Annotated in this window: 18 protein-coding genes; 16 read left to right on the top strand and 2 right to left on the bottom strand. The window is 40.1% G+C overall.

Features of this window, described 5'->3' with window-relative positions:
• Window positions 1-20: 20 nt before the first annotated feature.
• The 14 genes from tsf (at window position 21) to rnhB (ending at window position 14,528) form a co-directional block, all read left to right on the top strand.
• Complete coding sequence (gene tsf / locus JQC92_RS06945; protein ID WP_129947131.1) at window positions 21-872, top strand: translation elongation factor Ts; 852 nt, start codon at window positions 21-23, stop codon at window positions 870-872.
• A 157-nt stretch (window positions 873-1,029) separates the two neighbouring features.
• A complete protein-coding gene (pyrH, locus tag JQC92_RS06940) occupies window positions 1,030-1,767 on the top strand; it encodes a UMP kinase (RefSeq protein ID WP_204998971.1) in 738 nt (245 codons plus the stop codon).
• Between the two features lie 264 nt (window positions 1,768-2,031).
• A complete protein-coding gene (gene frr / locus JQC92_RS06935) occupies window positions 2,032-2,589 on the top strand; it encodes a ribosome recycling factor (protein WP_204998970.1) in 558 nt (185 codons plus the stop codon).
• Window positions 2,590-2,670: 81 nt separating this feature from the next.
• Window positions 2,671-3,501 (top strand): isoprenyl transferase, encoded by an 831-nt coding sequence (locus JQC92_RS06930; RefSeq protein WP_204998969.1) that lies wholly within the window; start codon window positions 2,671-2,673, stop codon window positions 3,499-3,501.
• Window positions 3,502-3,519: 18 nt separating this feature from the next.
• Window positions 3,520-4,374 carry a phosphatidate cytidylyltransferase gene (locus tag JQC92_RS06925; RefSeq protein WP_204998968.1) on the top strand — a complete coding sequence of 285 codons (855 nt, stop codon included), beginning with the start codon at window positions 3,520-3,522 and terminating at the stop codon, window positions 4,372-4,374.
• 4 nt (window positions 4,375-4,378) lie between these two features.
• Window positions 4,379-5,578 (top strand): 1-deoxy-D-xylulose-5-phosphate reductoisomerase, encoded by a 1,200-nt coding sequence (gene ispC, locus JQC92_RS06920; RefSeq protein WP_204998967.1) that lies wholly within the window; start codon window positions 4,379-4,381, stop codon window positions 5,576-5,578.
• An 11-nt stretch (window positions 5,579-5,589) separates the two neighbouring features.
• Window positions 5,590-6,981, top strand: coding sequence for a sigma E protease regulator RseP (gene rseP, locus JQC92_RS06915; RefSeq protein ID WP_204998966.1), 1,392 nt, complete (start codon window positions 5,590-5,592; stop codon window positions 6,979-6,981).
• A gap of 129 nt (window positions 6,982-7,110) precedes the next feature.
• Window positions 7,111-9,585: an outer membrane protein assembly factor BamA gene (gene bamA, locus JQC92_RS06910; RefSeq protein WP_204998965.1), complete on the top strand. Its 2,475-nt coding sequence runs from the start codon at window positions 7,111-7,113 to the stop codon at window positions 9,583-9,585.
• 155 nt (window positions 9,586-9,740) lie between these two features.
• Complete coding sequence (locus JQC92_RS06905; protein WP_204998976.1) at window positions 9,741-10,220, top strand: OmpH/Skp family outer membrane protein; 480 nt, start codon at window positions 9,741-9,743, stop codon at window positions 10,218-10,220.
• 101 nt (window positions 10,221-10,321) lie between these two features.
• Complete coding sequence (gene lpxD / locus JQC92_RS06900) at window positions 10,322-11,347, top strand: UDP-3-O-(3-hydroxymyristoyl)glucosamine N-acyltransferase (RefSeq protein WP_204998964.1); 1,026 nt, start codon at window positions 10,322-10,324, stop codon at window positions 11,345-11,347.
• A gap of 23 nt (window positions 11,348-11,370) precedes the next feature.
• Window positions 11,371-11,832, top strand: coding sequence for a 3-hydroxyacyl-ACP dehydratase FabZ (gene fabZ / locus JQC92_RS06895; RefSeq protein ID WP_204998963.1), 462 nt, complete (start codon window positions 11,371-11,373; stop codon window positions 11,830-11,832).
• 2 nt (window positions 11,833-11,834) lie between these two features.
• A complete protein-coding gene (gene lpxA, locus JQC92_RS06890) occupies window positions 11,835-12,605 on the top strand; it encodes an acyl-ACP--UDP-N-acetylglucosamine O-acyltransferase (protein WP_204998962.1) in 771 nt (256 codons plus the stop codon).
• A gap of 149 nt (window positions 12,606-12,754) precedes the next feature.
• Window positions 12,755-13,906: a lipid-A-disaccharide synthase gene (lpxB, locus tag JQC92_RS06885; protein ID WP_204998961.1), complete on the top strand. Its 1,152-nt coding sequence runs from the start codon at window positions 12,755-12,757 to the stop codon at window positions 13,904-13,906.
• A 13-nt stretch (window positions 13,907-13,919) separates the two neighbouring features.
• A complete protein-coding gene (gene rnhB / locus JQC92_RS06880) occupies window positions 13,920-14,528 on the top strand; it encodes a ribonuclease HII (protein WP_204998960.1) in 609 nt (202 codons plus the stop codon).
• A 26-nt stretch (window positions 14,529-14,554) separates the two neighbouring features.
• On the opposite strand, the gene JQC92_RS06875 is transcribed toward rnhB, so the two are convergent.
• Entirely contained in the window at window positions 14,555-16,072 is a 1,518-nt protein-coding gene (locus tag JQC92_RS06875; RefSeq protein WP_204998959.1) for a hypothetical protein, read from the bottom strand.
• Window positions 16,073-16,267: 195 nt separating this feature from the next.
• Between JQC92_RS06875 and dnaE the strand changes: the two genes are divergently transcribed.
• The gene (dnaE, locus tag JQC92_RS06870; RefSeq protein WP_204998958.1) at window positions 16,268-19,744 is read left to right on the top strand and encodes a DNA polymerase III subunit alpha; all 3,477 of its coding nucleotides are present in this window, start codon (window positions 16,268-16,270) and stop codon (window positions 19,742-19,744) included.
• Window positions 19,744-21,102: a tRNA lysidine(34) synthetase TilS gene (gene tilS / locus JQC92_RS06865; protein WP_204998957.1), complete on the top strand. Its 1,359-nt coding sequence runs from the start codon at window positions 19,744-19,746 to the stop codon at window positions 21,100-21,102. The genes dnaE and tilS overlap by 1 nt, the downstream gene beginning before the upstream one ends.
• On the opposite strand, the gene dgcS is transcribed toward tilS, so the two are convergent.
• Window positions 21,089-21,967 (bottom strand): diguanylate cyclase DgcS, encoded by an 879-nt coding sequence (gene dgcS, locus JQC92_RS06860; protein WP_204998956.1) that lies wholly within the window; start codon window positions 21,965-21,967, stop codon window positions 21,089-21,091. The two genes, tilS and dgcS, sit on opposite strands and share 14 nt — an antisense overlap.
• Window positions 21,968-22,050: the final 83 nt, after the last annotated feature.

The raw sequence follows: 22,050 nt of genomic DNA, 5'->3' as shown, positions 1-22,050 counted from the left end.
TTTCTATAGAGGATTTAACAATGGCAATTACTGCTGCCCTAGTTAAAGAATTGCGCGACCGTACTGGCGCTGGCATGATGGATTGTAAAAAAGCACTAACTGAAACTAACGGTGATATCGATTTAGCGATCGAAAACATGCGTAAGTCTGGTGCTGCTAAAGCTGCTAAAAAAGCGGGTAACATCGCTGCTGAAGGTACTATCATCATCAAACAAGGTGAAGGTGTAGCTGCATTAGTTGAAGTTAACTGCCAAACTGACTTCGTAGCGAAAGACGGAAGCTTCCTTGCTTTTGCTAACGAAGTAGCTGACGCTGCTCTAGCTGAAAAGTTAGACATTGAAGCACTTAAAGCTAAATTCGAAGAAACTCGTGTTGCTCTAGTAGCAAAAATCGGCGAAAACATGAACATTCGTCGTGTTGAGTTCATTGAAGGTGCTAAATTTGCTTCTTACCGTCATGGCGAGCGCATTGGTGTTGTTGTAGTTGGTGATGCTGAAGAAGAAACTCTTAAGCACGTTGCAATGCACGTTGCAGCTTCTAAGCCTGAGTTCGTTAACCCTAGCGACGTTCCTGCTGATGTTGTAGAGAAAGAAAAAAATCTACAAGTTGAAATCGCAATGAACGAAGGTAAGCCTGCTGAAATCGCAGAAAAAATGGTTGTTGGTCGTATGAAGAAGTTCACTGGTGAGATCTCTCTTACTGGTCAAGCTTTCATCATGGAACCTAAGAAGACTGTTGGCGATTTCCTAAAAGAGAAAAGCGCTTCAGTTTCTGGATTCGTTCGCTTAGAAGTAGGTGAAGGTATCGAGAAGAAAGAAGAAGATTTCGCTGCAGAAGTAGCGGCTCAAATCGAAGCTTCTAAAAACGCTTAATCGTACTGATTAGGTGATTTTAAGACCGCGGCATTGCTGCGGTCTTATTGTGTCTCTCCCCCAAAAAGAGAAAATAGCTTTATTCTATTTTAACATTTGATAATCTTGACTAAATCGAGATGTCAAATCTTAAGGTAGACACAACAGGATAATAATTATGAGCACCAATCCAAAACCTGCATTTCGACGTATTTTGTTAAAGTTAAGTGGTGAAGCCTTAGTGGGTGACGAGGGCTTTGGTATCGATCCAAAAGTTCTCGACAGAATGGCCCAAGAAATTAAGGAATTAGTTGAGTTAGGATTACAAGTTGGTGTGGTTATCGGTGGCGGTAATATATTCCGTGGTGAAGGTTTAGCTAACGCAGGTATGAACCGTGTAGTTGGCGATCACATGGGTATGCTTGCAACTGTTATGAATGGCTTAGCAATGCGTGATGCATTGCACCGTGCTTATGTCAATGCTCGCTTAATGTCAGCAATTCCGTTAAAAGGTGTTTGTGATGACTATAATTGGGCTGAGGCAATCAGTTTATTAAAGTCAGGACGCGTTGTTATTTTCTCGGCGGGTACAGGCAATCCATTCTTCACTACCGATTCAGCAGCGTGCTTACGCGGCATTGAAATCGAAGCCGAAGTTGTACTTAAAGGTACGAAAGTTGATGGTGTATATTCTGCCGACCCGATGAAAGACCCTGATGCAGTAAAATATGACAAATTGAATTACGACAAAGTGTTAGATGAAGAATTAAAAGTGATGGATTTAGCTGCATTCACTCTTGCGCGTGACCATGACTTGCCAATTTTAGTATTTAATATGAATAAACCCGGTGCGCTTCGTCGTGTTATTATGGGCGAAGAAGAAGGTACATTGATCCGTAACAGCGCTGAAAAATAGCACTGTTGTTGAAATAGAAACCTAAAAAAGCAGTTGGATGTAACCTTGTTCCACCTGCTTAATTATATTGAAGAAAAAGTAGTAAATTTATAGTATTTTAAGTGAAATACTTGACGCTCATAAACTGGCTAAAATTACCGTTAGCTTCGTTACAAATGACAATCAGTAGAATAACTACTAATTGTCATTTAGCCTTGCTACCGAAGATTTTTCCTGCGTTTAAGAACGCCACCAACTACTCTTTCAGGCTTAAGGATATTAATTGTGATTGAAGAAATTAAAAGCAGCGCTGAAGAGCGCATGGGAAAATGCGTTGAGTCTACTCAAAGTCAAATGGCTAAGGTTCGTACTGGTCGTGCTCACCCAAGTCTATTAGATACAATCCAAGTTTCTTACTACGGAACGATGACACCACTTAATCAAGTAGGTAACGTTTCGATTGAAGATTCTCGTACGCTTGCTGTAACGATATTCGACCGCAGCATGACTCAAGCTGTAGAGAAAGCGATTATGTCTTCTGACTTAGGCTTAAACCCAATGTCTGCTGGTGCGACGATTCGTATTCCATTACCTCCTTTAACAGAAGAGCGTCGTAAAGATTTAGTTAAAGTTGTGCGTGCTGAAGCTGAAAATGGTCGTATTGCCGTTCGTAACGTTCGTCGTGATGCTAACTCTGAGTTCAAATCACTTGAAAAAGAGAAAGGCTGCACAGAAGATGATGTTCGTACTGGTGAAGCAGACATTCAGAAGATTACTGATGCTAACATCAAGAAAATTGATGAAATTTTAGCTGCTAAAGAAGCAGAATTGATGGAAGTCTAAGCACTTCCAGATATCGCTAGAGTTAAGACGCCGTGTAGGGTTATACTACACGGCGTTTGTTTTTATTTAGGGGTGTAATTGATGTCATCCACAATGGAATTTGAGTCGGAAACTGCAATGGAGCAGGAGCTTGACCTGGAGACAGAGACATTACCACAGCAGATTTCTGATTTATTAAAACAGTCAGTACCACAACATGTTGCTATTATTATGGACGGCAACGGACGCTGGGCTGAGGCCAAAGGCCAACCACGGGTTATGGGGCATAAAGCTGGCGTTAAAGCGGTTCGTCGAACTGTGAGTACAGCCAGAGAGCTAGGTATTAAATCACTTACTTTATTCGCATTTTCCAGTGAGAATTGGCGTCGTCCAGAAAAAGAAGTTGGTTTGTTAATGGAGTTGTTTTTTACTGTCTTACAGCGAGAGATAAAACTACTGCATAAGAACGGAGTTCGCTTAAATATTATTGGTGATACATCGCGCTTTTCAAATCGATTACAAGCTCAAATCCAAAAAGCACAAGAAAAAACCAAAGATAATAAAGATCTTGTTCTTAATGTGGCTGCAAATTACGGTGGTCGTTGGGATATTATGCAAGCAGCGCAAAAGTTATCTGAGAAGGTGAATGCTGGAGAGATGTCAGCAGAAGAATATAACGAAGAAAACCTCTCTAAAATGCTGTGCATGGCTGAACAGCCAGAAGTCGATTTGATGATTAGAACTGGTGGTGATTACCGCATCAGTAACTTTGTGTTATGGCAGGCGGCTTACGCTGAGTTTATATTTACGGAAACACTCTGGCCTGATTTTAACGAATCAGCTTTTCATCAAGCATTACTGATTTTTGGTTCAAGACAACGTCGCTTTGGGCTGACGGGTAAGCAAATTGACGATTTAAGACAACCGTCTTGATTTTAGAGGAATTTCTTTTTGTTAAAACAACGTATTATTACTGCCTTGTGTCTAATCCCACTGGTATTGGCAGGTTTATTTTATTCAACAGCTAATGCTTTTTCTTGGGCATTAGTCGCTGTTTTTGCTATTGCTGCAAGTGAGTGGGGCAGGATAATCGCCAAAGACTGTAAAGTTACTCAATACAGCTTCACATTCAGCTTTACTCTGGTTTTAGTTGTACTCAATATTTTAGTGCCCGCTGATCAAATTTGGTATGGCGGACAAATACATCCCCTTTATTGGGTAGTTACAGCCACAGGTTGTTTATGGTGGTTAGTCTCTTTAGTGCTTGTTGTCGGCTTTCCTAAGAGCAAGGCGATAATAAACAACTCTTTTTCTAAATCAATCATTGGCCAATTGACCTTATTGCCTTTTTATACTGCTATTGTGTCGTTAAAGGCATTATCAACGTTCAATGCACCTCATCTAGGTGCCGTATTAGTCTTACTTGTCATGTTGGTGGTTTGGGCGGCTGATAGCGGGGCTTATTTTGCTGGTAAGTCGCTAGGTAAGCGTAAGTTAATGCCTAATGTCAGCCCTGGCAAAACCATTGAAGGACTGCTTGGTGGATTAATTACTACAATGATTGTCGTTGGCATTGTGATGTTCATTTCACCACAACAAGAACTTGGTTTAGTGGTTGGTGTGACGCTCATCGTAGCTCTCGCTTCAGCACTAGGCGACTTGTCTGAAAGCATGTTTAAAAGAATTGCTGAAATTAAAGATTCAGGCAATATTTTGCCTGGGCATGGTGGCATCTTAGATAGAGTCGATAGTCTTACTGCTGCTTTCCCGATCTTTACTCTGATTTATATCTCACTCTGGATGTAGCCTTATGGAAAACCTTGTTGTTCTTGGTGCTACCGGCTCCATTGGTACAAATACACTTGATGTCGTTGGGCGTAATGCTGAAAAGTTCTATGCACACACTCTCGTTGCCAACACCAATGTGGAAAAGATGCTCGCACTTTGTGTTAAGCATAAACCAAAAATTGCCCATATGGTTTGTGAGGCTTCGGCCTTGAAGCTCCAAAAAAGATTAACCAGCTCAAGTGATATTGAAGTGACAACAGGGGTAGATAACCTGATCGCCCACGTAACATCAAACAGTATTGATACGGTAATGGCGGCAATCGTTGGTGCTGCGGGCCTTATCCCAACTTATGAAGCAGTAAAAGCGGGGAAAAAAATACTGTTGGCAAATAAAGAAAGTCTGGTAATGTCCGGACGTTTATTTATGGAAGCCGCAAGAGCGTCAGGTAGTGTTATTTTACCCGTTGATAGTGAACATAATGCCATTTTTCAGTGTCTTCCTGAGCAAGTTCAGTCTGAGCTTGGTCACTGTAATTTAGCTTCTCATGGTATTTCTCATGTTTTACTTACTGGTTCTGGTGGACCATTTTTAACCCGAGAAATTTCAACCTTCACTGACATCACCCCAGAACAAGCTTGCAAACACCCTAATTGGTCCATGGGACAAAAGATTTCCGTTGATTCTGCAACCATGATGAATAAAGGCTTGGAGTATATTGAAGCGAAATGGTTATTTAATACCAGCCCTAAGCAACTTCAAGTCGTCATCCATCCACAAAGTGTGATTCATTCAATGGTGCAATATCGAGATGGTTCAGTTGTTGCGCAGATGGGAAACCCTGATATGCGCACACCAATTGCTCATTGTTTGTCCTATCCGAAAAGAATTTCATCTGGTGTGGAACCTTTAGACTTTTTCAAAGTCGGACAATTAAGCTTTAGTGAACCAGATTACGAACGTTTTCCTTGTCTTAAGTTAGCCATAGAAGCATGTGAACAAGGACAAGAGGCAACGACAGTGTTAAATGCTGCTAATGAAATAGCGGTTGCGGCATTTCTAGAAAATAAGATAGCATTTACTGATATAGCTAAAGTAAATCAAGCATGTATGTCAGGTGTAGTTAAGTCTCAACTTGATACCATCGGCGACATTATCGAATTAGATATTGAAGCACGAATCATGGCGCAAGCTGAAATTGATAAGCTTTTGAAAGGACATTGAGAATTACCTGAATGATGGATTTTTTGTGGAATTTAGGCGCTTTTATTGTCGCGTTAGGTATTTTAGTTACTGCTCATGAGTACGGACATTTTTGGGTCGCTAGAAAGTGTGGCGTGAAAGTTGAGCGCTTTTCAGTAGGTTTTGGTAAAGCAATCTGGAAGCGTACGGCTAAAGACGGTACTGAATATGTGATTGCTATGATACCGTTGGGCGGTTACGTCAAAATGCTTGATGAGCGGGTGGAGGAAGTTCCAGAGCATCTGCTCGATCAAGCCTTTAATCGAAAATCCGTTTGGCAACGTATTGCTGTGGTAGCTGCAGGACCGATTGCTAACTTCTTGTTTGCTATTTTCGTTCTTTTTATTATGTATTTTATTGGTGTTCCGTCATTAAAACCTGTGATCGATGGAACTAAATCAGATTCTCCTGCGTCAAAGATTATCGTGAATGAACCTACTCAGATTTTATCTATCGATGGTAAAGCCGTGAGAGATTGGGAAGAAGCTAATCTCGCTTTAGTAGGGGAAATTGGCGCTAAAGAATTGACGATAAAAGTTGCGCCTTTATCACAAAATGTAGATCTTTCAGCTGATGATGAGTTTTCTCAAAGCCAAGGTAAAGCCTACCGCTTAGATACCCGAAACTGGAAGTTTGATCCTGATAAAGAGTCTGCAATAACGGCTTTAGGCTTAAATGTTTATCGGCCTAAGGTTGAGCCTATCGTGGCTAAAGTGAGTGAAGGCAGTTCAGCTCAGTTGGCTGGTGTAATGGTCAATGACAAGATTATCTCTATCGATGGGCAACCTTATGAAGGGTGGGGTGAATTCGTTAAATTGATTCAATCATCACCAGAGAAAAATTTAAAGTTCGTGGTTGAGAGAGCTGGACAGCGAATAACGCTAAATGTAGTACCAAAATCGGTGACTAATGCTGATGGGAAGCCGATAGGTTTGGTTGGTATTGCACCAAAACAACCTAAGTGGCCTGAAAGTATGCGAATTCAAATGGAATATGGCATAGTAGGCTCTTTTGTAAATGCTTTGGACAGAACTTGGGAGCTTACGGCTGTCAGTTTAAAGACTATGGCAAAGCTGTTCACTGGTGATGTATCAGTTAAGAGTTTAAGTGGTCCAATTTCAATTGCACAAGGTGCAGGACGAAGTGCAGATTACGGATTTGTAAGATTTTTAGGGTTTCTAGCACTTATCAGTGTGAGTTTAGGAATCATCAATTTAATGCCAGTACCCATTTTAGATGGCGGGCATTTATTATTTTACTTCGTTGAAGTTATTACGGGAAAACCTGTGCCAGAAAAGGTGCAGGATATTGGATTCAGGATCGGGGCAGCGTTATTGCTGGTGCTAATGAGTGTAGCACTCTTTAATGATTTTTCTCGACTGTAAATACCTTAAAAGCGCTAGTTGGATGAAATGCTGACAGCTTTGAAGTGGTAGACATGGGTTGTGTTATTCGTTGAATAACATCCAACTGCGATTTTGGGATTGAAAGGAAATTAAAACAAGAAGTGCTCTATGAGATTAAATAAACTTTTTGCCTCTATGTTATTAGTCGGAGCTTCATATTCCGGCACAGCTTTGGCAGCTACTTTTGAACCATTTAATGTTACCGATATTCAGGTTCAAGGCCTACAACGGGTAGCTTTAGGTGCCGCCTTACTTAATCTACCAGTCAAGGTTGGTGATCGAGTTGATGAATTAAAACTCCAACAGGCTATCAGAGCACTTTATGCTTCGAATAACTATGAAGATATTCAAGTTAGTCATGATAAAGGCATATTAATTGTACAAGTAAAAGAGCGTCCGACCATCAGCGAAATTACGTTTGATGGAAATAAGGACATTAAAGATGAACAGCTCCAAGAAAGCCTTGATGGTTCTGGTGTGAAAGTCGGAGAGTCTCTTGACCGAACGATGCTTACTGGTATCGAAAAAGGCCTCCAAGACTTTTATTATGGTGTTGGTAAGTATGGTGCCAAGGTTACTGCTGAAATTGTAAATCTTCCTCGAAATCGTGTTGAGCTTCGTTTGAAGTTTAAAGAAGGTTTCGCTGCCGATATCCGTCAGATTAATATTGTGGGTAATACAGTATTTTCTGATGAAGAACTCATCAGTATGTTGGAGTTAAAAGATTACGTTGCGTGGTGGGATTTATTTGGTGAACGTCGCTATCAAAAACAAAAGCTTCAGGCTGATTTAGAAAAAATTAAAGCACATTACCAAAACCAAGGTTACATTCGCTTTAAAGAAACGTCGACTCAAGTTGCAATGACACCTGACCGTAAAGGATTATACATCACGATTAACATCGATGAAGGTGAACCTTACAAAGTCAAAAAAGTGAACATCACTGGTGATTTGATGGGACGAGAACAACTTCTTAAAGCATTAAATCCTATCAAGGAAGGTGATACCTATAACGCTGGTGAAGTAACATTTACGGAAGGTTTGTATAGTAAATATTTAGGCCGTTTTGGGTATGCTTATCCAGAAGTGAAAACGTACCCAGAAATTGATGATAAGACACATGAAGTTACTTTGAACATCAACGTTAACCCAGGTAAGCGTGTTTATGTTCGTAACATTAACTTTGCGGGTAATACCATCACTAAAGACGAAGTTATGCGTCGTTCTCTAAGGCAGTACGAAGGTGCATGGTTAAACTCACAACTTGTTGAGCAGTCAAAAGAAAACTTAAACCGTTTAGGTTATTTCGAAACTGTTGATACTGAAACCATTAAAGTACCGGGTACGGATGACCTCGTTGATGTGGACTTTAAAGTAAAAGAGCAACCATCTGGTTCATTTAACGCTGGTGTAGGTTATGGTTCCGGTACAGGTGTTAGCTTACAATTTGGTGTTCAGCAAAGTAACTTTTTAGGTACGGGTAACCAAGCTGGTATTAATATCAATACTAATAAATACAGTAAAAATGCGAGTATTTCTTACACCAATCCATATTGGACTAAAGATGGTGTTAGCCTTGGTGGCAGTATCTTCTGGAATAAGTTCGATTATGGACAAGCAAACTTAGAAGCTTATAAAAACCAAGCCTATGGTTTGGCATTAACTTCTGGTTTCCCTATTAATGAGTACAATCGAATTAATGGTGGTATTGGCTTTAGACATAATACTCTGTCGAGTCTAAGTCCTACAGAGCAGACCAATCGATTTAAGAATATTTACGGTCTTGGTGATAGTGATCAATTAAGCTTTAATAATTTCGATTTAACGCTAGGTTGGTATCGCAGTAGTTTGAACCGCGGAACCTTCCCAACCAATGGCTCTTCGCAACGATTAAATGCTAAGGTAACAGCACCAGGTTCAGATATTCAGTACTTTAAGTTAGATTTTGATACTAATTTCTACCTCCCATTAACTCGTGATCATAAGTTTGTATTTTTAGCTCGTGCTCGTGCAGGCTATGGTAATGGTTATGGTAAAACAAATGATAACGACAACATCTTACCATTTTGGGAAAACTATTATTCGGGTGGTAGCACTACGCTACGAGGATTTAAATCAAATACGGTAGGACCAAGATCATTTTACTTGTTGAGAGGAACAGAACCTTGTCCAGACCCGTCTGGAAGTGGTTGTGGTATCCCAACAGATCCAACTCAAATTCAAGTGACAAGTGGCAGAACGATTGGTGGTAACGCCATTGCTACGGCTAGTTTAGAAGTGATTTTCCCTATTCCATTCTTAGATGAAGCTTATTCTAATTCGGTACGTTCATCAGTGTTTGTTGATGCCGGTAGCGTATGGGATACTGAGTTTGATTACGACTCTTATCGTAACTTACCAGCATCTGAGTTTGCTAAAATTGCTGATTATAGTGACCCTGGTCGCTATAGAGCATCTTATGGACTGAGTGTTCAATGGTTATCACCAATGGGGCCAATGATCTTCAGTTTAGCTCGACCGATTCAAGAGTACTCTGATGATGATACTGAAGTATTCTCATTCAATATTGGTAAGACGTTCTAAAAGGTTTGTCAGTCATTTCATTTAGGTATTAAATGGCTGTTTTAAAAAGTTAATGCATATTGCCGAAATTTAAGTATATACTCGGCAATCGACAAATTTTAAGATTTAAAGTAAACAAGGAGTAGATTTTGAAAAAGACGGTAACTAAGGCTTTAATGACGCTGGCGTTAATAAGCGCTCCACTAATGGCTCAAGCAGAGAAAATTGCAGTTGTGGATATGGCAGCAGTATTTGAGCAATTACCACAGCGTGAAGCAGTTGCAAAAACTTTGAAGTCTGAGTTTTCTGATCGCGAAGCAGCACTAAAGAAAAAGCAAGATGAGTTACGTAAACTATTAGAAAAAAGTCAACGTGACGCTGCCATTATGAGTGCTGATCAAAAAACTGAGACACAACGTCAAATGGAATCTATCCGTGCTGACCTTCAATTAAAAGGTAAAGCACTTCAAGAAGATTTCCGTAAACGCAGTTCAGAAGAGCAAAATAAACTTCTTGTTAAAGTTCAAAATGCGATTAACGCACTTGCTAAAAAAGAACAGTTTGATCTTGTTCTTCCTCGTAACGCAGTCGTTTTTGTCAAGCCTACATCTGATATCAGTAGCAAGGTGATTGAAGCGTTAAGCAAAAGTAAGTAATCTCTGAATTATTACTTGAAGCTACAATAGCCTCTCATACTTAAGAAACAGTTCTGATACAATAGTGTCAGGCTGTTTTTTTTAGGATAATCGGAAGTTACATGCAATCCATAACTCTCAATGAATTGGCTAACCGTTTAAATGGTGAAGTCAAAGGTAACGGTGATGCGCTGATCTACAGTGTTGCCACATTAGAATCGGCCAAAACAGGTCAGTTATCTTTTTTGTCTAATAGCAAATATCGTAGTCAACTTGAGATGACTCAAGCAACGGCAGTATTACTCTCTGATAAGCTTGCCGATGAATTCGAAGGGAATGCCGTTTTAGTTAAAGATCCTTATGTCGCTTTTGCTCGTGTTGCTCAATTGCTTGATACCACACCAAAAGCTGCTGATGTTATTCACCCAAGCGCTCAAATAGACTCATCCGCAAAGCTTGGTGAAAATGTAACCGTAGGTGCTAATGCGGTTATTGGTCAAGACGTGATTCTCGGTGATAATGTTCAAGTTGGTGCCGGTAGCGTAATTGGTCAAGAGTCTGTTGTGGGCTCTAATACACGCATTTGGGCGAATGTAACGGTTTACCACCGTGTACAAATCGGTACTGATTGTATTATTCATTCAGGTGCTGTTATCGGTAGTGATGGTTTCGGTTATGCGAATGAAGCGGGCAATTGGATCAAAATACCTCAAACTGGTGGAGTTCAAATTTGTGACCGTGTAGAAATTGGCGCAGGTACTACGATTGATCGTGGTGCACTAGAAGATACTGTTATCGAAGACGGTGTAATTTTAGATAACCAAGTTCAAGTTGCACATAATGTTGTTATTGGAGCAAATTCTGCGGTAGCGGGTAACTCAACATTTGCAGGTAGCTGTACTATCGGAAAGTACTGCATTATAGGCGGCAATAGTGCCATTGCAGGTCATCTATCCGTGGCTGATGGTACTCATATTTCGGGAGCAACCAACGTTACTCACGATATTAAGAAAGCAGAAGTGTTGTCGTCAGCAACAATTGCAATGCCAAATAAACTTTGGCGAAGAAATACCGTCCGCTTTAGACAACTCGATGAGTTATTCCAACGTGTTAAAACACTGGAAAAAACGGTAGAATCTCAAGATTAATTTTCAATTGAAGGAATGTATTCGTGTCAAATGAAATGAATACAATGGATATCCACGAAATTTTAAAATTTCTTCCACACAGATATCCATTTTTATTAGTTGATCGTGTTATTGGATACGATACAGCTACGGGTGATTTACACGCCATTAAAAACGTAAGTATTAACGAACCATTTTTCCAAGGTCACTTCCCGGTTAAGCCTGTGATGCCTGGTGTACTCCTTTTGGAGGCTATGGCGCAAGCATCAGGTTTGTTGGCATTTAAAACGATGAGTGCAGAGCCGCCTGCAGCTAATGTTCTTTTCTACTTTGCAGGTATTGATAAAGTTCGATTCAAGCGTGTAGTAGAACCCGGTGATCAAATTCATTTCAAAGTGAAGTTACTCAAAGAGCGTCGTGGAATTGGCGTTTTCCAAGGAGAAGCCATTGTGGACGGCGAGCTGGCTTGTTCAGCTGAAATAATGTGTGCTCGCAGAGAGATTTAATTGTGATAGATAAATTAGCGTTTGTTCACCCTAATGCCAAAATTGGTAAAAACGTAACCATTGGCCCATGGAGTTATGTTGGAGAAGGTGTTGAACTAGGCGACGACTGTTGGTTAAGTTCGCATGTTGTTATCAAAGGTCCATCGATAATCGGTAAAGGTAACCGTTTTTTCCAATTTTCTTCAGTAGGCGAAGAATGTCAGGATAAAAAATATGCAGGTGAGCCAACGAAGCTGATCATGGGTGATAACAATATCGTACGTGAAAATGTGACGATTCATCGTGGCACCATTCAAGACAACAGTGAAACGCGTATTGGTTCAAATAACCTATTTATGAATTACGTTCACATTGCTCATGATTGTGTTGTTGGTAATAACGTAATTTTGGCAAACAATGCTTCTATTGCTGGACATGTTCACGTGGGCGATTGGGTTATCTTAGGTGGCATGACTGGTGTGCATCAGTTTGTTCGTATTGGTGATCATGCTTTCACTGCAGGTGCTTCTCTTATTCTTCAAGATGTCCCTCCATATGTCATGGCGGCTGGACAACCTGCTATACCACGTGGTTTGAACCGCGAAGGGTTAAAGCGAAGAGGTTTTTCTAAAGAGGCTCAACAGGCTGTGATGAGAGCATATAAAGCTTTTTATCGTAATAACCTTACCGTAGACGAAGCCATTGAATCCTTGAAAGAAGAAGTTAAGACATTCCCTGAAGTGAGTAAGATGGTAGACTTTATCACTCATTCAGGTCGTGGCATCATACGTTAAGATATTACCTAATATTAGAGGCCTCAGTGTGAGGCCTTTTTTGTTGCTCTGCTGTTATTTTTTGCGAAAAAAAGCAAACCTCAATGTTTGCAGGTTAAGTTATTTCGTAGAATTAATGTTTTATTTTTTGCTCATAAAAGAATGGAATTATGACTCAAGTATCGAATCCAATTTTTGCTATCGTCGTCGGTGAAATTTCAGGTGATATTCTAGGTGAAGGCCTCGTTAAATCTTTGAAAGGAAGATACCCTAACGCTCGTTTTGTGGGAATAGGTGGCCCGAGAATGAAAGCTCTAGGATTTGAGTCTTTATTCTCAATGGAAGAATTGGCAGTGATGGGCATTGTTGAAGTGCTTTCACGCTTGCCACGATTACTTAAAGTACGTAAAACCTTGATTGAAAAAATTACGGATATTCAACCAGATTGTTTTATTGGTATCGATGCACCTGATTTTAATATTGGTTTAGAACTCCGCCTAAAACAAAAAGGCATCAAGACTGTGCACTATGTCAGTCCTTCAGTGTGGGCATGGCGGCCAAAGCGGATTTTTAAAATTGCAGCAGCAACGGATATGGTGTTATCACTTCTACCATTTGAAAAAGCATTCTATGACAAACATGATGTACCCTGCACTTTTGTAGGTCATACATTAGCCGATGATATTCCTCTTGAAAGCGATAAGCTTGAAGCGAGAAGAACTCTAAACTTAGATCCTAGTTCTGAGTACCTAGCTATTTTACCGGGCTCTCGTGGTGGTGAATTAAAACAACTTGCTGAGCCATTTGTAAAGTCAGCAGTGGCGCTTAAAAAGAAATATCCAGATTTAAAGTTCATTTCGCCTGTTGTGAATGAAAAGCGTGAACATCAACTTGTTGAAGCGCTGAAACAACATGCTCCTGATCTAGAAATACATATTGTACTTGGTCATTCAAGAGAAGTTATGGCCGCTGCAGACTGTATCTTATTAGCTTCTGGTACAGCGACGCTTGAAGCAGCATTAGTCAAGCGTCCTATGGTTGTCGCTTATCGAGTCAGTCCTATTACTTATCAAATTGCTAAACGTATGATGCAAATTGATCATTACTCTCTGCCTAACCTACTTGCAGATAAAAAAGTGATTGATGAACTGATTCAAGCTGATTGTACGGTAGATAAAATTGTTGAATCAGTATCCAAGCAACTTGATGGTGATTTTGAACCTTTAAGGCAAGTATTTATCGATATTCATCTTTCATTGGCCTGCAATGCCAGTGAAAGAGCAGCCGATGCTGTTACTGCGCTAATCGAGACAAAGCGTTAATTGGGAAAGAATTATGACTGTATTTAAAAATATTACTGAAGAGCAAGTTGCTGAGTTAACTCAAAGTTTGCACGCTGGTGTTGATGAAGTTGGTCGTGGTCCATTAGTTGGCGATGTCGTTACTGCTGCGGTTATACTTGATTCAACAAATCCAATCTCAGGACTTAATGACTCTAAAAAGCTATCAGAAAAAAAACGTGATGCGCTTTATGAGCAAATAATGGAAAAAGCACTTGCAGTAAATGTTGGTCGATGTTCCCCTGAAGAAATTGATGAGCTGAATATTTTACAAGCGACAATGACAGCAATGCAACGTGCTGTCGCTGGGTTAAATATTCAACCTGATTCAATACTTATTGATGGTAACCGTACACCTGACTTCACAATAATAGCTCATGCTATCGTTAAAGGTGACGGTCTGATTGATGCCATAAGCGCTGCATCGATTGTTGCCAAAGTGGTACGAGACAAAGAAATGATAGAGCTTGATGCAAAACATCCACAATATGGATTTGCAAAGCATAAGGGGTACCCTACAAAAGCTCATATGGCTGCACTGGAAGAGCATGGAATTTTACCTGAGCATCGTAAAAGTTTTAAGCCAGTGAGAGGATTACTCTGACGAATAGTGGCCAGGGTATCTTTTGATTAAGACTTTATTTTGGTTAATGGTTTAGGCTCTTTGCTAGGCTGCGGGGTAACATGCCAATACTTTACAAAGTGCCAATAGGCATTACTTAATTTTTCTTCTGTATCTATTTCTGGTAATCGTTCGCTTAAAATTAGTAAAGATTCTTTCAAAATCTTAAAGTTTGTTTCGCTTTGCTCCGAAAATCTATACATCACATAATTTAAAGTTAAAGCAGAAAGCCAGGGCTTGGCACCATGTAGGGCATTATAAATTTCAACTGCAATAAACCCTTTCTTACTGGTTTTTTCAATTTTGCTCATAGCTTGATCGAGAAACGGTCGAAAATGTTTTGTTTCATACCCTAGCAGTAGCTCATATTCTTGTTTAATCTGCTCTTGAGTAGGTTCTATTGGTATTTGAATTTTTCCGTCAGATTTATCAATGAGGATTTGCAATGCTTTTTGACAGTAGGGATCGAAGTTGAAAGTTTTTCCATTGAGAAGCAATTGAAGATAATCCATGATTATTTCATCAAATTCTAGGAAAAAGTCTTTATATTTATCAGGTATTTTATTCAGAATAATAATATGCCCACAGTCGTGCATAGCAGCATAAAATTTTGATGCAAATGAACCATGTGGAAAAGAAAAGTTGTTTTGGATTTTTCGATGATAAATAGCAAGCGGGTGGCTATGTTTCTTCCGGTAAGATGCTAAATCATCAGCAGAAGTTGTTCCTAAAAAAGGTTCAAAGTTTACCTTATGTTCGTCCTTTTCAGAAATTTCGGTTTGGGCTCGGAATGTAGGGAAAAATACAGTTGAAGATTTACTGTCATAGTAACACGGTGCAATTTTTACTTGACAAGAGTAGTTAAACCAATATAAAGGTTTTCTTGATAATTTATCTACTCTGCCATTATGTGATGAAACTTCATCTTTTTGTTTTTCTGTGAACTTAGCTCTCATGACAAAGCATGGTTTGTTGGGGTGATCTCGAAAATATCGAGCATAGTCTAAGCCTGTCACACCCGTACTTTCTTCTGCAAGTGATTCATGCTCGAGTAATTCTTGTTTGACACTTTGATATTCAAGAGAGTTTAAATCTATGACTTCTACAATACTACAGTCAAAGACTTCATCTTCTTTCACTGCATGATCATTAAATTGTCCGTAAAAGTTAGTTAAATAAGCGAAATCTGTGTATTGATTTTTATCTATCTCACCCGTCGCATACAAATAAATTAGTAGCGACCCAGCACTCTCTTGTTTGAAAATTGGATCGTTATAATCCTGCTGTAAAATAGCTCGAAAACACATTTCAATATCTTGTGTGTGCAAGGTTAAAAGCTCAGCTTTTAACTCATCTACGCCTTTTGCATGTCGAGTTAAATTTGCAAACCTTTCTTCAGTAAATGCTCGTTCTAAATTTGTACTGTGGCAAATTGAATTAGCAACATTAGATAATTCTGGGGGTGAGTCTGCTTGCAGTACAGAATAGGGTGATGGGTAGATAGAACTAGAGTAAACCGAAGCCATTTCTTTACCCTAAACTTAAATATGTTCTTTTAAATATATAACTAAAAGTTGTAAATTATGATAATGATAAAAATGTTTAATCTTAAGTTAACCTCTAATTTATTTGGCAATTGATAAAAAGGATTTGTGACATTTGTTTCATGCAAGAATATACTAGACTTTCTAGTTACTAATCGAATAATCACAACAAAATATATGTCCGATCCCCGTTTTGTCCATTTACGTGTCCACAGTGACTATTCCATGTCAGATGGTTTAGCGAAAGTTAAGCCGATTCTTTCAAGAGTTGATGAGCTAGGTATGGCAGCGGTAGCACTCACTGATCAAAATAATTTATGTGGTCTAGTGAAATACTATGGTGGCTGTCATGGTGCTGGAATTAAACCAATCATTGGCGCTGATTTTTGGATGACCGTTCCTGATGTTGATGAATTATGCGCATTAACAGTGATTGCTTCAGATAACGATGGTTATCAGAATCTTACTCAGTTGATCAGTCAAGCCTATTTAAGAGGTGAATTTCAGGGCAAAACAGTCATAGATCAGGAGTGGTTAGTAGAATTTAACAAGGGTATTATTTTACTTTCAGGTGGCAAAGATGGTGATGTTGGCCGAGCTTTGCTTAAAGGCAACTTTGCGGAAGCGAATGCATTAGCTGATTTTTATAAGCAGCATTTTCCTGATAGATATTTTTTAGAGCTGTTAAGAACTGGACGTGCTGATGAAGAACGTTACCTTCATGCCGCAATTGAGTTAGCTGCACAAGTCGACTTGCCTGTTGTTGCTACAAACCAAGTGGTATTCCTTAAACCTGAAGACTTCGATGCACATGAAATTCGAGTTGCCATTCATGATGGTTTTACGCTTGGCGATCCTCGCCGTCCGAAAAATTATAGTGAACAACAATATTTACGCACAGAAGAAGAAATGTGCGAGCTATTTGCTGACATTCCAGAAGCATTACAGAACTCGGTCGAAATTGCGAAACGATGTAATGTTACGGTTCGATTAGGTGAGTACTTCTTACCAGATTATCCAACTGGCGATATGTCAATTGAAGACTTTTTGGTTGATGTATCAGAAAAAGGATTGCAAGAACGTTTAGAGTTTCTATTCCCAGATGAAGCAGAAAGAGCCGAAAAGCGCAAAGAATACGATGAGCGTTTGGATATTGAGCTGAATGTTATCAACCAAATGGGGTTCCCCGGTTATTTCCTTATCGTGATGGAATTTATCCAATGGGGTAAAGATAATGCTATCCCCGTTGGCCCCGGTCGTGGTTCTGGTGCAGGTTCATTGGTGGCTTATGCGCTAAAGATTACCGACCTTGATCCACTTGAGTTCGACTTGTTATTCGAACGTTTCTTAAATCCAGAACGTGTATCCATGCCCGATTTCGATGTCGATTTCTGTATGGATAGACGAGATGAAGTGATTGATCACGTTGCTGAACTCTATGGCCGTGATGCGGTATCGCAAATCATTACCTTCGGTACCATGGCTGCAAAAGCGGTAATTCGTGATGTCGGGCGTGTGCTTGGTCACCCTTATGGGTTTGTCGACAGAATTTCTAAAATGGTGCCGGCCGAGCCAGGAATGACTTTGGCGAAAGCGTTTGAAGCAGAGCCAAGCCTACCAGAAGCGTATGATGCCGACGAAGAGGTTCGTGACCTTATCGATATGTGCCGTATTCTTGAGGGGGTAACTCGTAATGCGGGTAAACATGCGGGTGGTGTTGTAATTGCACCAACTAAGATCACTGACTTTGCACCGCTTTACTGTGACTCTGAAGGTAAAAATCCTGTCACTCAGTTTGATAAGAACGATGTGGAAACAGCAGGATTGGTCAAATTCGATTTCTTAGGACTTCGAACATTAACCATTATCGACTGGGCATTACAGATGGTAAATGCGACTCAGAGGAAAAAGGGTTTACCTGATATTCATATTGAGTCGATTCCGTTGGATGATTCTAAGTCATTCGCATTATTGCAACGTTATGAAACGACAGCTGTGTTTCAGTTAGAATCTCGTGGTATGAAAGATCTGATTAAGCGTCTGCAACCTGATTGCTTTGAAGATATGATTGCACTCGTTGCACTGTTCCGCCCGGGGCCGTTGCAATCAGGCATGGTTGATAACTTTATTGAACGTAAGCACGGTCGTGAGGAAGTCTCATACCCAGATCAGCAATGGCAGCATGAATCGTTAAAAACCTTACTTGAACCGACTTACGGTATTATTTTGTACCAAGAGCAGGTGATGCAGATTGCGCAGGTGTTGGCAGGATACACCCTTGGTGGCGCCGATATGTTGCGTCGTGCGATGGGTAAGAAAAAGCCAGAAGAAATGGCCAAACAAAGAAGCATTTTTGAAGAAGGTGCAATCAACAATGGCGTGGACGGTGAGCTGTCCATGAAAATTTTTGACTTGGTAGAGAAATTCGCAGGTTACGGTTTTAACAAATCTCACTCAGCTGCGTATGCGCTTGTTTCGTATCAAACCTTATGGTTGAAAACGCATTATCCATCAGAGTTCATGGCAGCCGTAATGTCGGCGGATATGGATAACACCGATAAAATTGTTACCCTCGTTGATGAATGCGACCGTATGAATTTGCCGTTATTGCCGCCTGACGTCAATAAAGGTCTGTATCAATTCACCGTAGATGAAGAGTCTAATATCGTTTATGGCATCGGTGCAATTAAAGGTGTGGGTGAAGGGCCTGTTGAGTCGATTATCGATGCGCGAGAAAAAGGTGGGGCATTCAAAGACTTATTTGACTTTTGTGCTCGTGTGGATCTTAAAAAGTTGAATCGCCGAGTAATTGAGAAACTCATTTTCGCTGGTGCTCTGGATAAGTTGGGCCCTCATCGTGCGTCGATGATGGAAACATTATCTGAAGCAATAAAAGCAGCGGATCAACATGCAAAGGCTGAAGCTACAGGGCAACACGATATGTTTGGGTTGCTCAATACTGAACCTGATGATGTAAAACAGCAATTTGTTGAGTGTACGCCTTTCCCTGAAAAAATTTGGCTTGAAGGTGAACGAGATACCTTGGGTTTATACCTTACTGGTCATCCTATCAACCAGTATTTAAAAGAGTTAAAGCAGTACACTAATGGTCGCTTGAAAGATGCTCACCCAACTGGAAGAGGTAAAACAACCAAAGTTGCAGGGTTGGTCATCGCAAGTCGTGTGATGATAACTAAGCGTGGTTCAAAAATGGGCTTAGTGACGCTTGACGATAAAAGTGGTCGTTTAGAGATTATGTTCTTTACTGAAGCGTTTGAGAAGTTTAATCACCTCATCGAAAAAGATCGTATTCTCATATGTGAAGGAGAGGTGAGTGTCGATGACTTTTCTGGCGGTAACAGAATGACAGCCAGAAATGTGATTGATATCAGTGAAGCTCGAAGCCACTTTGCGAAATACGTTGAAGTTGATTTAGATAATACACAAGCTACACCTAAATTATTAGAGTCTTTCCAAAACACACTCTCAGAATGGACGACAGAGGGTAAAGTACCTGTTGTGGTTAACTACAAGCAAGCGGGTGCAAAAGGACAACTTGAGTTGGGTGAACAGTGGCGGGTTAATCCAAGCGATGAGCTAATGCTTTCGTTGGAAACTATGATTGGTCCAGACAAAGTAAGGATTATGTTTTAATGGAACTCCCCCTGCTGATTGATGAGCTTGATAGCTTGCTTAATAGCTTGCCTAACTCTGGCTCAAGAGGGGTAGTCTTAGGATACAGTGGTGGTGTAGATTCTGAAGTGTTAGCTTTTGTCCTAAGTGAGTATGTTAAACAAAAGCCAACGTTAAATGTGAAGTTGGTTTATGTTCACCATGGTTTGAGTGCCAATGCTGATGAGTGGCAAAACCACTGTCAGCAACAAGCCAAAAAGTATCATTTACCGTTTATTACTAAGCATGTTGACGTTAAACAAGGTGTGCGTTTAAGCCTTGAAGCTGAAGCTCGAAAGGTCCGTTATCAAGCGTTTATTGAAGAGATGAGCGCCAGCAGTAATGTGTTACTCACCGCACATCATCAAGACGACCAATTAGAAACTTTACTATTAGCGTTGAAACGCGGGCAAGGGCCGAAAGGTGTCGGTGGAATGGCTCAAGCTCAATATTTCAATGGCAACGGTTGGCAAGTAAGACCCTTACTTGGCTACTCAAAAGATGAAGTAATTGAGTTTGCTCAGCGACATCAATTACTTCACATTGAAGATGAAAGTAATCAAGATACTCAGTTTGATCGTAACTTTTTACGACAAGTTATCATTCCTCAATTAAAGGGCCGCTGGCCTGCCATTGCAGAAACGGCTAGCCGAAGTGCGTTGTTGAGCCAACAGCAAGAAATGTTGCTTGATGAAGTGACACAAGAAAAATTGCAGCAACATATTTCATCTTCTCCTTACGCTGAACATGTATTGAATTTAGAACGTTTCAAGACATTATCATTGCCTTGGCAAAGGCAGATCCTAAGAGGGTTCATTGAACTCAATAAACTGGTAGCACCTTCTTTAGTTCAGCTTGATCAAGCTATTGAGCAACTTACACTGGCGAAGCCTGATGCGAAAGTTGAATTACACTTCTCTAATTTGCTGATAAGACGCTTTAAAAATCGAGTTTTTGCTGAGAAGTACAAGCATTTAATGCCGCTGGAAAATATTCAAATCGAGCTTTCTAATACGAAAAATGAAATTGAGTTGAATGACGGAAGAAGACTCTCATTGAACATTGAGAGTAATATTGAAAGAGGGTTGCGCTTACCTAAAGAAGATGAAGTGGTAACAATTGAGTTTGGCGCATCAGGAAGTACGCTATGTCATCCCGATTTTCGTCATAAGCCTAGGCTGTTAAAAAAATTGTGGCAAGAGCTAGAAGTGCCTACATGGGAAAGAAATCGAGTTCCACTCATTTATTATAACGAGCAGTTAGTTGCTGTAGTTGATTTATGGATTGAAAAGAGCGCAATTTCAACGGCTGAGCAATCTTTGAAGATTACGCTACTTTAAAACAACTTTCACCCTGCGCTTTCGCACTGTACATAGCTTTGTCAGCGAGTTCATAGATACTCTTAGCATTCAAATCTTCTGTGAATTCAGCAATTCCGATACTCGTCATTACATTGAATTGAGAAAGCAGTGGGTTATGAGGTAACTGCAAAATAACTCGTTGGCAAAGTGTTTTTGCTGAACCTTCATCACCATGCACTAGAATAGTAAATTCATCACCACCAACGCGAAACGCCTGATCAGCATTCCTGATTGAATTACGGAGTAATTGCCCGAACTCTGTCAAAATTGTGTCGCCCAACTGGTGACCAAATTTATCATTAAGTTGTTTAAAGTTATCTAAATCTAATACGATCAGGCTTAATTGGTCTGAACCACGTTTAACTCGAGCAATATTTGCTTCCAGCATCTGTTGAAAATAACGACGATTCCCGAGGTTTGTCAGTGAATCAAACATGGCTTGCTTTGACATATCAGAATAACGAATCGCATTGTCCAGAGGCTGAACCAGCAGCTCTTCAATTTTTTGTAGAAGTGTAGCTTGACTCGACGTGAGCTTATCAGTGAATCGATAATGAATTTCTGTCGACTGTAAGCCAATCTGAATATGCTGTTTAGAACCGTATCCTTGGCCAACACCCCATATAAGGTGATGACGAGGAAGCTTAAGTTGCACACCGATGACCGGCAAAATATCGCCGAGTAGTTTGCCGTAACAGGCAAATACTGTTCGTGGGTCAAGACTTGCGTGCAAAGACTGTAAAACAGCAATAATATTTGGCTTAACTTCACTGCTTGCAATCGCCGTACTTGAACTGAAGTTAATGCTCTCTGTTTGATAATCTCTAGCTAAACCAAAGTCCATCTTTTTCTCCGGTCAAAAATATAACTATTGGTTAACAATCAGCAGGTAGCGTGCCAAAAGATAGAACTTTTAACGAGTTAGCT

Origin of the sequence: Parashewanella hymeniacidonis (genome assembly GCF_016900895.1) — a bacterium.
GTDB lineage: Bacteria > Pseudomonadota > Gammaproteobacteria > Enterobacterales > Shewanellaceae > Parashewanella > Parashewanella hymeniacidonis.
This window is presented reverse-complemented; position numbering and strand designations above follow the sequence as displayed.

What these genes read in the sequence shown, in the direction of transcription:
- tsf (WP_129947131.1), top strand. Translation starts at nt 21, where the DNA reads ATGGCAATTACTGCTGCCCTAGTTAAAGAATTGCGCGACCGTACTGGC.
- rnhB (WP_204998960.1), top strand. Translation starts at nt 13,920, where the DNA reads ATGACTGTATTTAAAAATATTACTGAAGAGCAAGTTGCTGAGTTAACT.
- ispC (WP_204998967.1), top strand. Translation starts at nt 4,379, where the DNA reads ATGGAAAACCTTGTTGTTCTTGGTGCTACCGGCTCCATTGGTACAAAT.
- JQC92_RS06930 (WP_204998969.1), top strand. Translation starts at nt 2,671, where the DNA reads ATGTCATCCACAATGGAATTTGAGTCGGAAACTGCAATGGAGCAGGAG.
- dgcS (WP_204998956.1), bottom strand. Translation starts at nt 21,967, where the DNA reads ATGGACTTTGGTTTAGCTAGAGATTATCAAACAGAGAGCATTAACTTC.
- dnaE (WP_204998958.1), top strand. Translation starts at nt 16,268, where the DNA reads ATGTCCGATCCCCGTTTTGTCCATTTACGTGTCCACAGTGACTATTCC.
- pyrH (WP_204998971.1), top strand. Translation starts at nt 1,030, where the DNA reads ATGAGCACCAATCCAAAACCTGCATTTCGACGTATTTTGTTAAAGTTA.
- tilS (WP_204998957.1), top strand. Translation starts at nt 19,744, where the DNA reads ATGGAACTCCCCCTGCTGATTGATGAGCTTGATAGCTTGCTTAATAGC.
- JQC92_RS06875 (WP_204998959.1), bottom strand. Translation starts at nt 16,072, where the DNA reads ATGGCTTCGGTTTACTCTAGTTCTATCTACCCATCACCCTATTCTGTA.
- lpxB (WP_204998961.1), top strand. Translation starts at nt 12,755, where the DNA reads ATGACTCAAGTATCGAATCCAATTTTTGCTATCGTCGTCGGTGAAATT.
- JQC92_RS06905 (WP_204998976.1), top strand. Translation starts at nt 9,741, where the DNA reads ATGACGCTGGCGTTAATAAGCGCTCCACTAATGGCTCAAGCAGAGAAA.
- lpxD (WP_204998964.1), top strand. Translation starts at nt 10,322, where the DNA reads ATGCAATCCATAACTCTCAATGAATTGGCTAACCGTTTAAATGGTGAA.
- bamA (WP_204998965.1), top strand. Translation starts at nt 7,111, where the DNA reads ATGAGATTAAATAAACTTTTTGCCTCTATGTTATTAGTCGGAGCTTCA.
- rseP (WP_204998966.1), top strand. Translation starts at nt 5,590, where the DNA reads ATGATGGATTTTTTGTGGAATTTAGGCGCTTTTATTGTCGCGTTAGGT.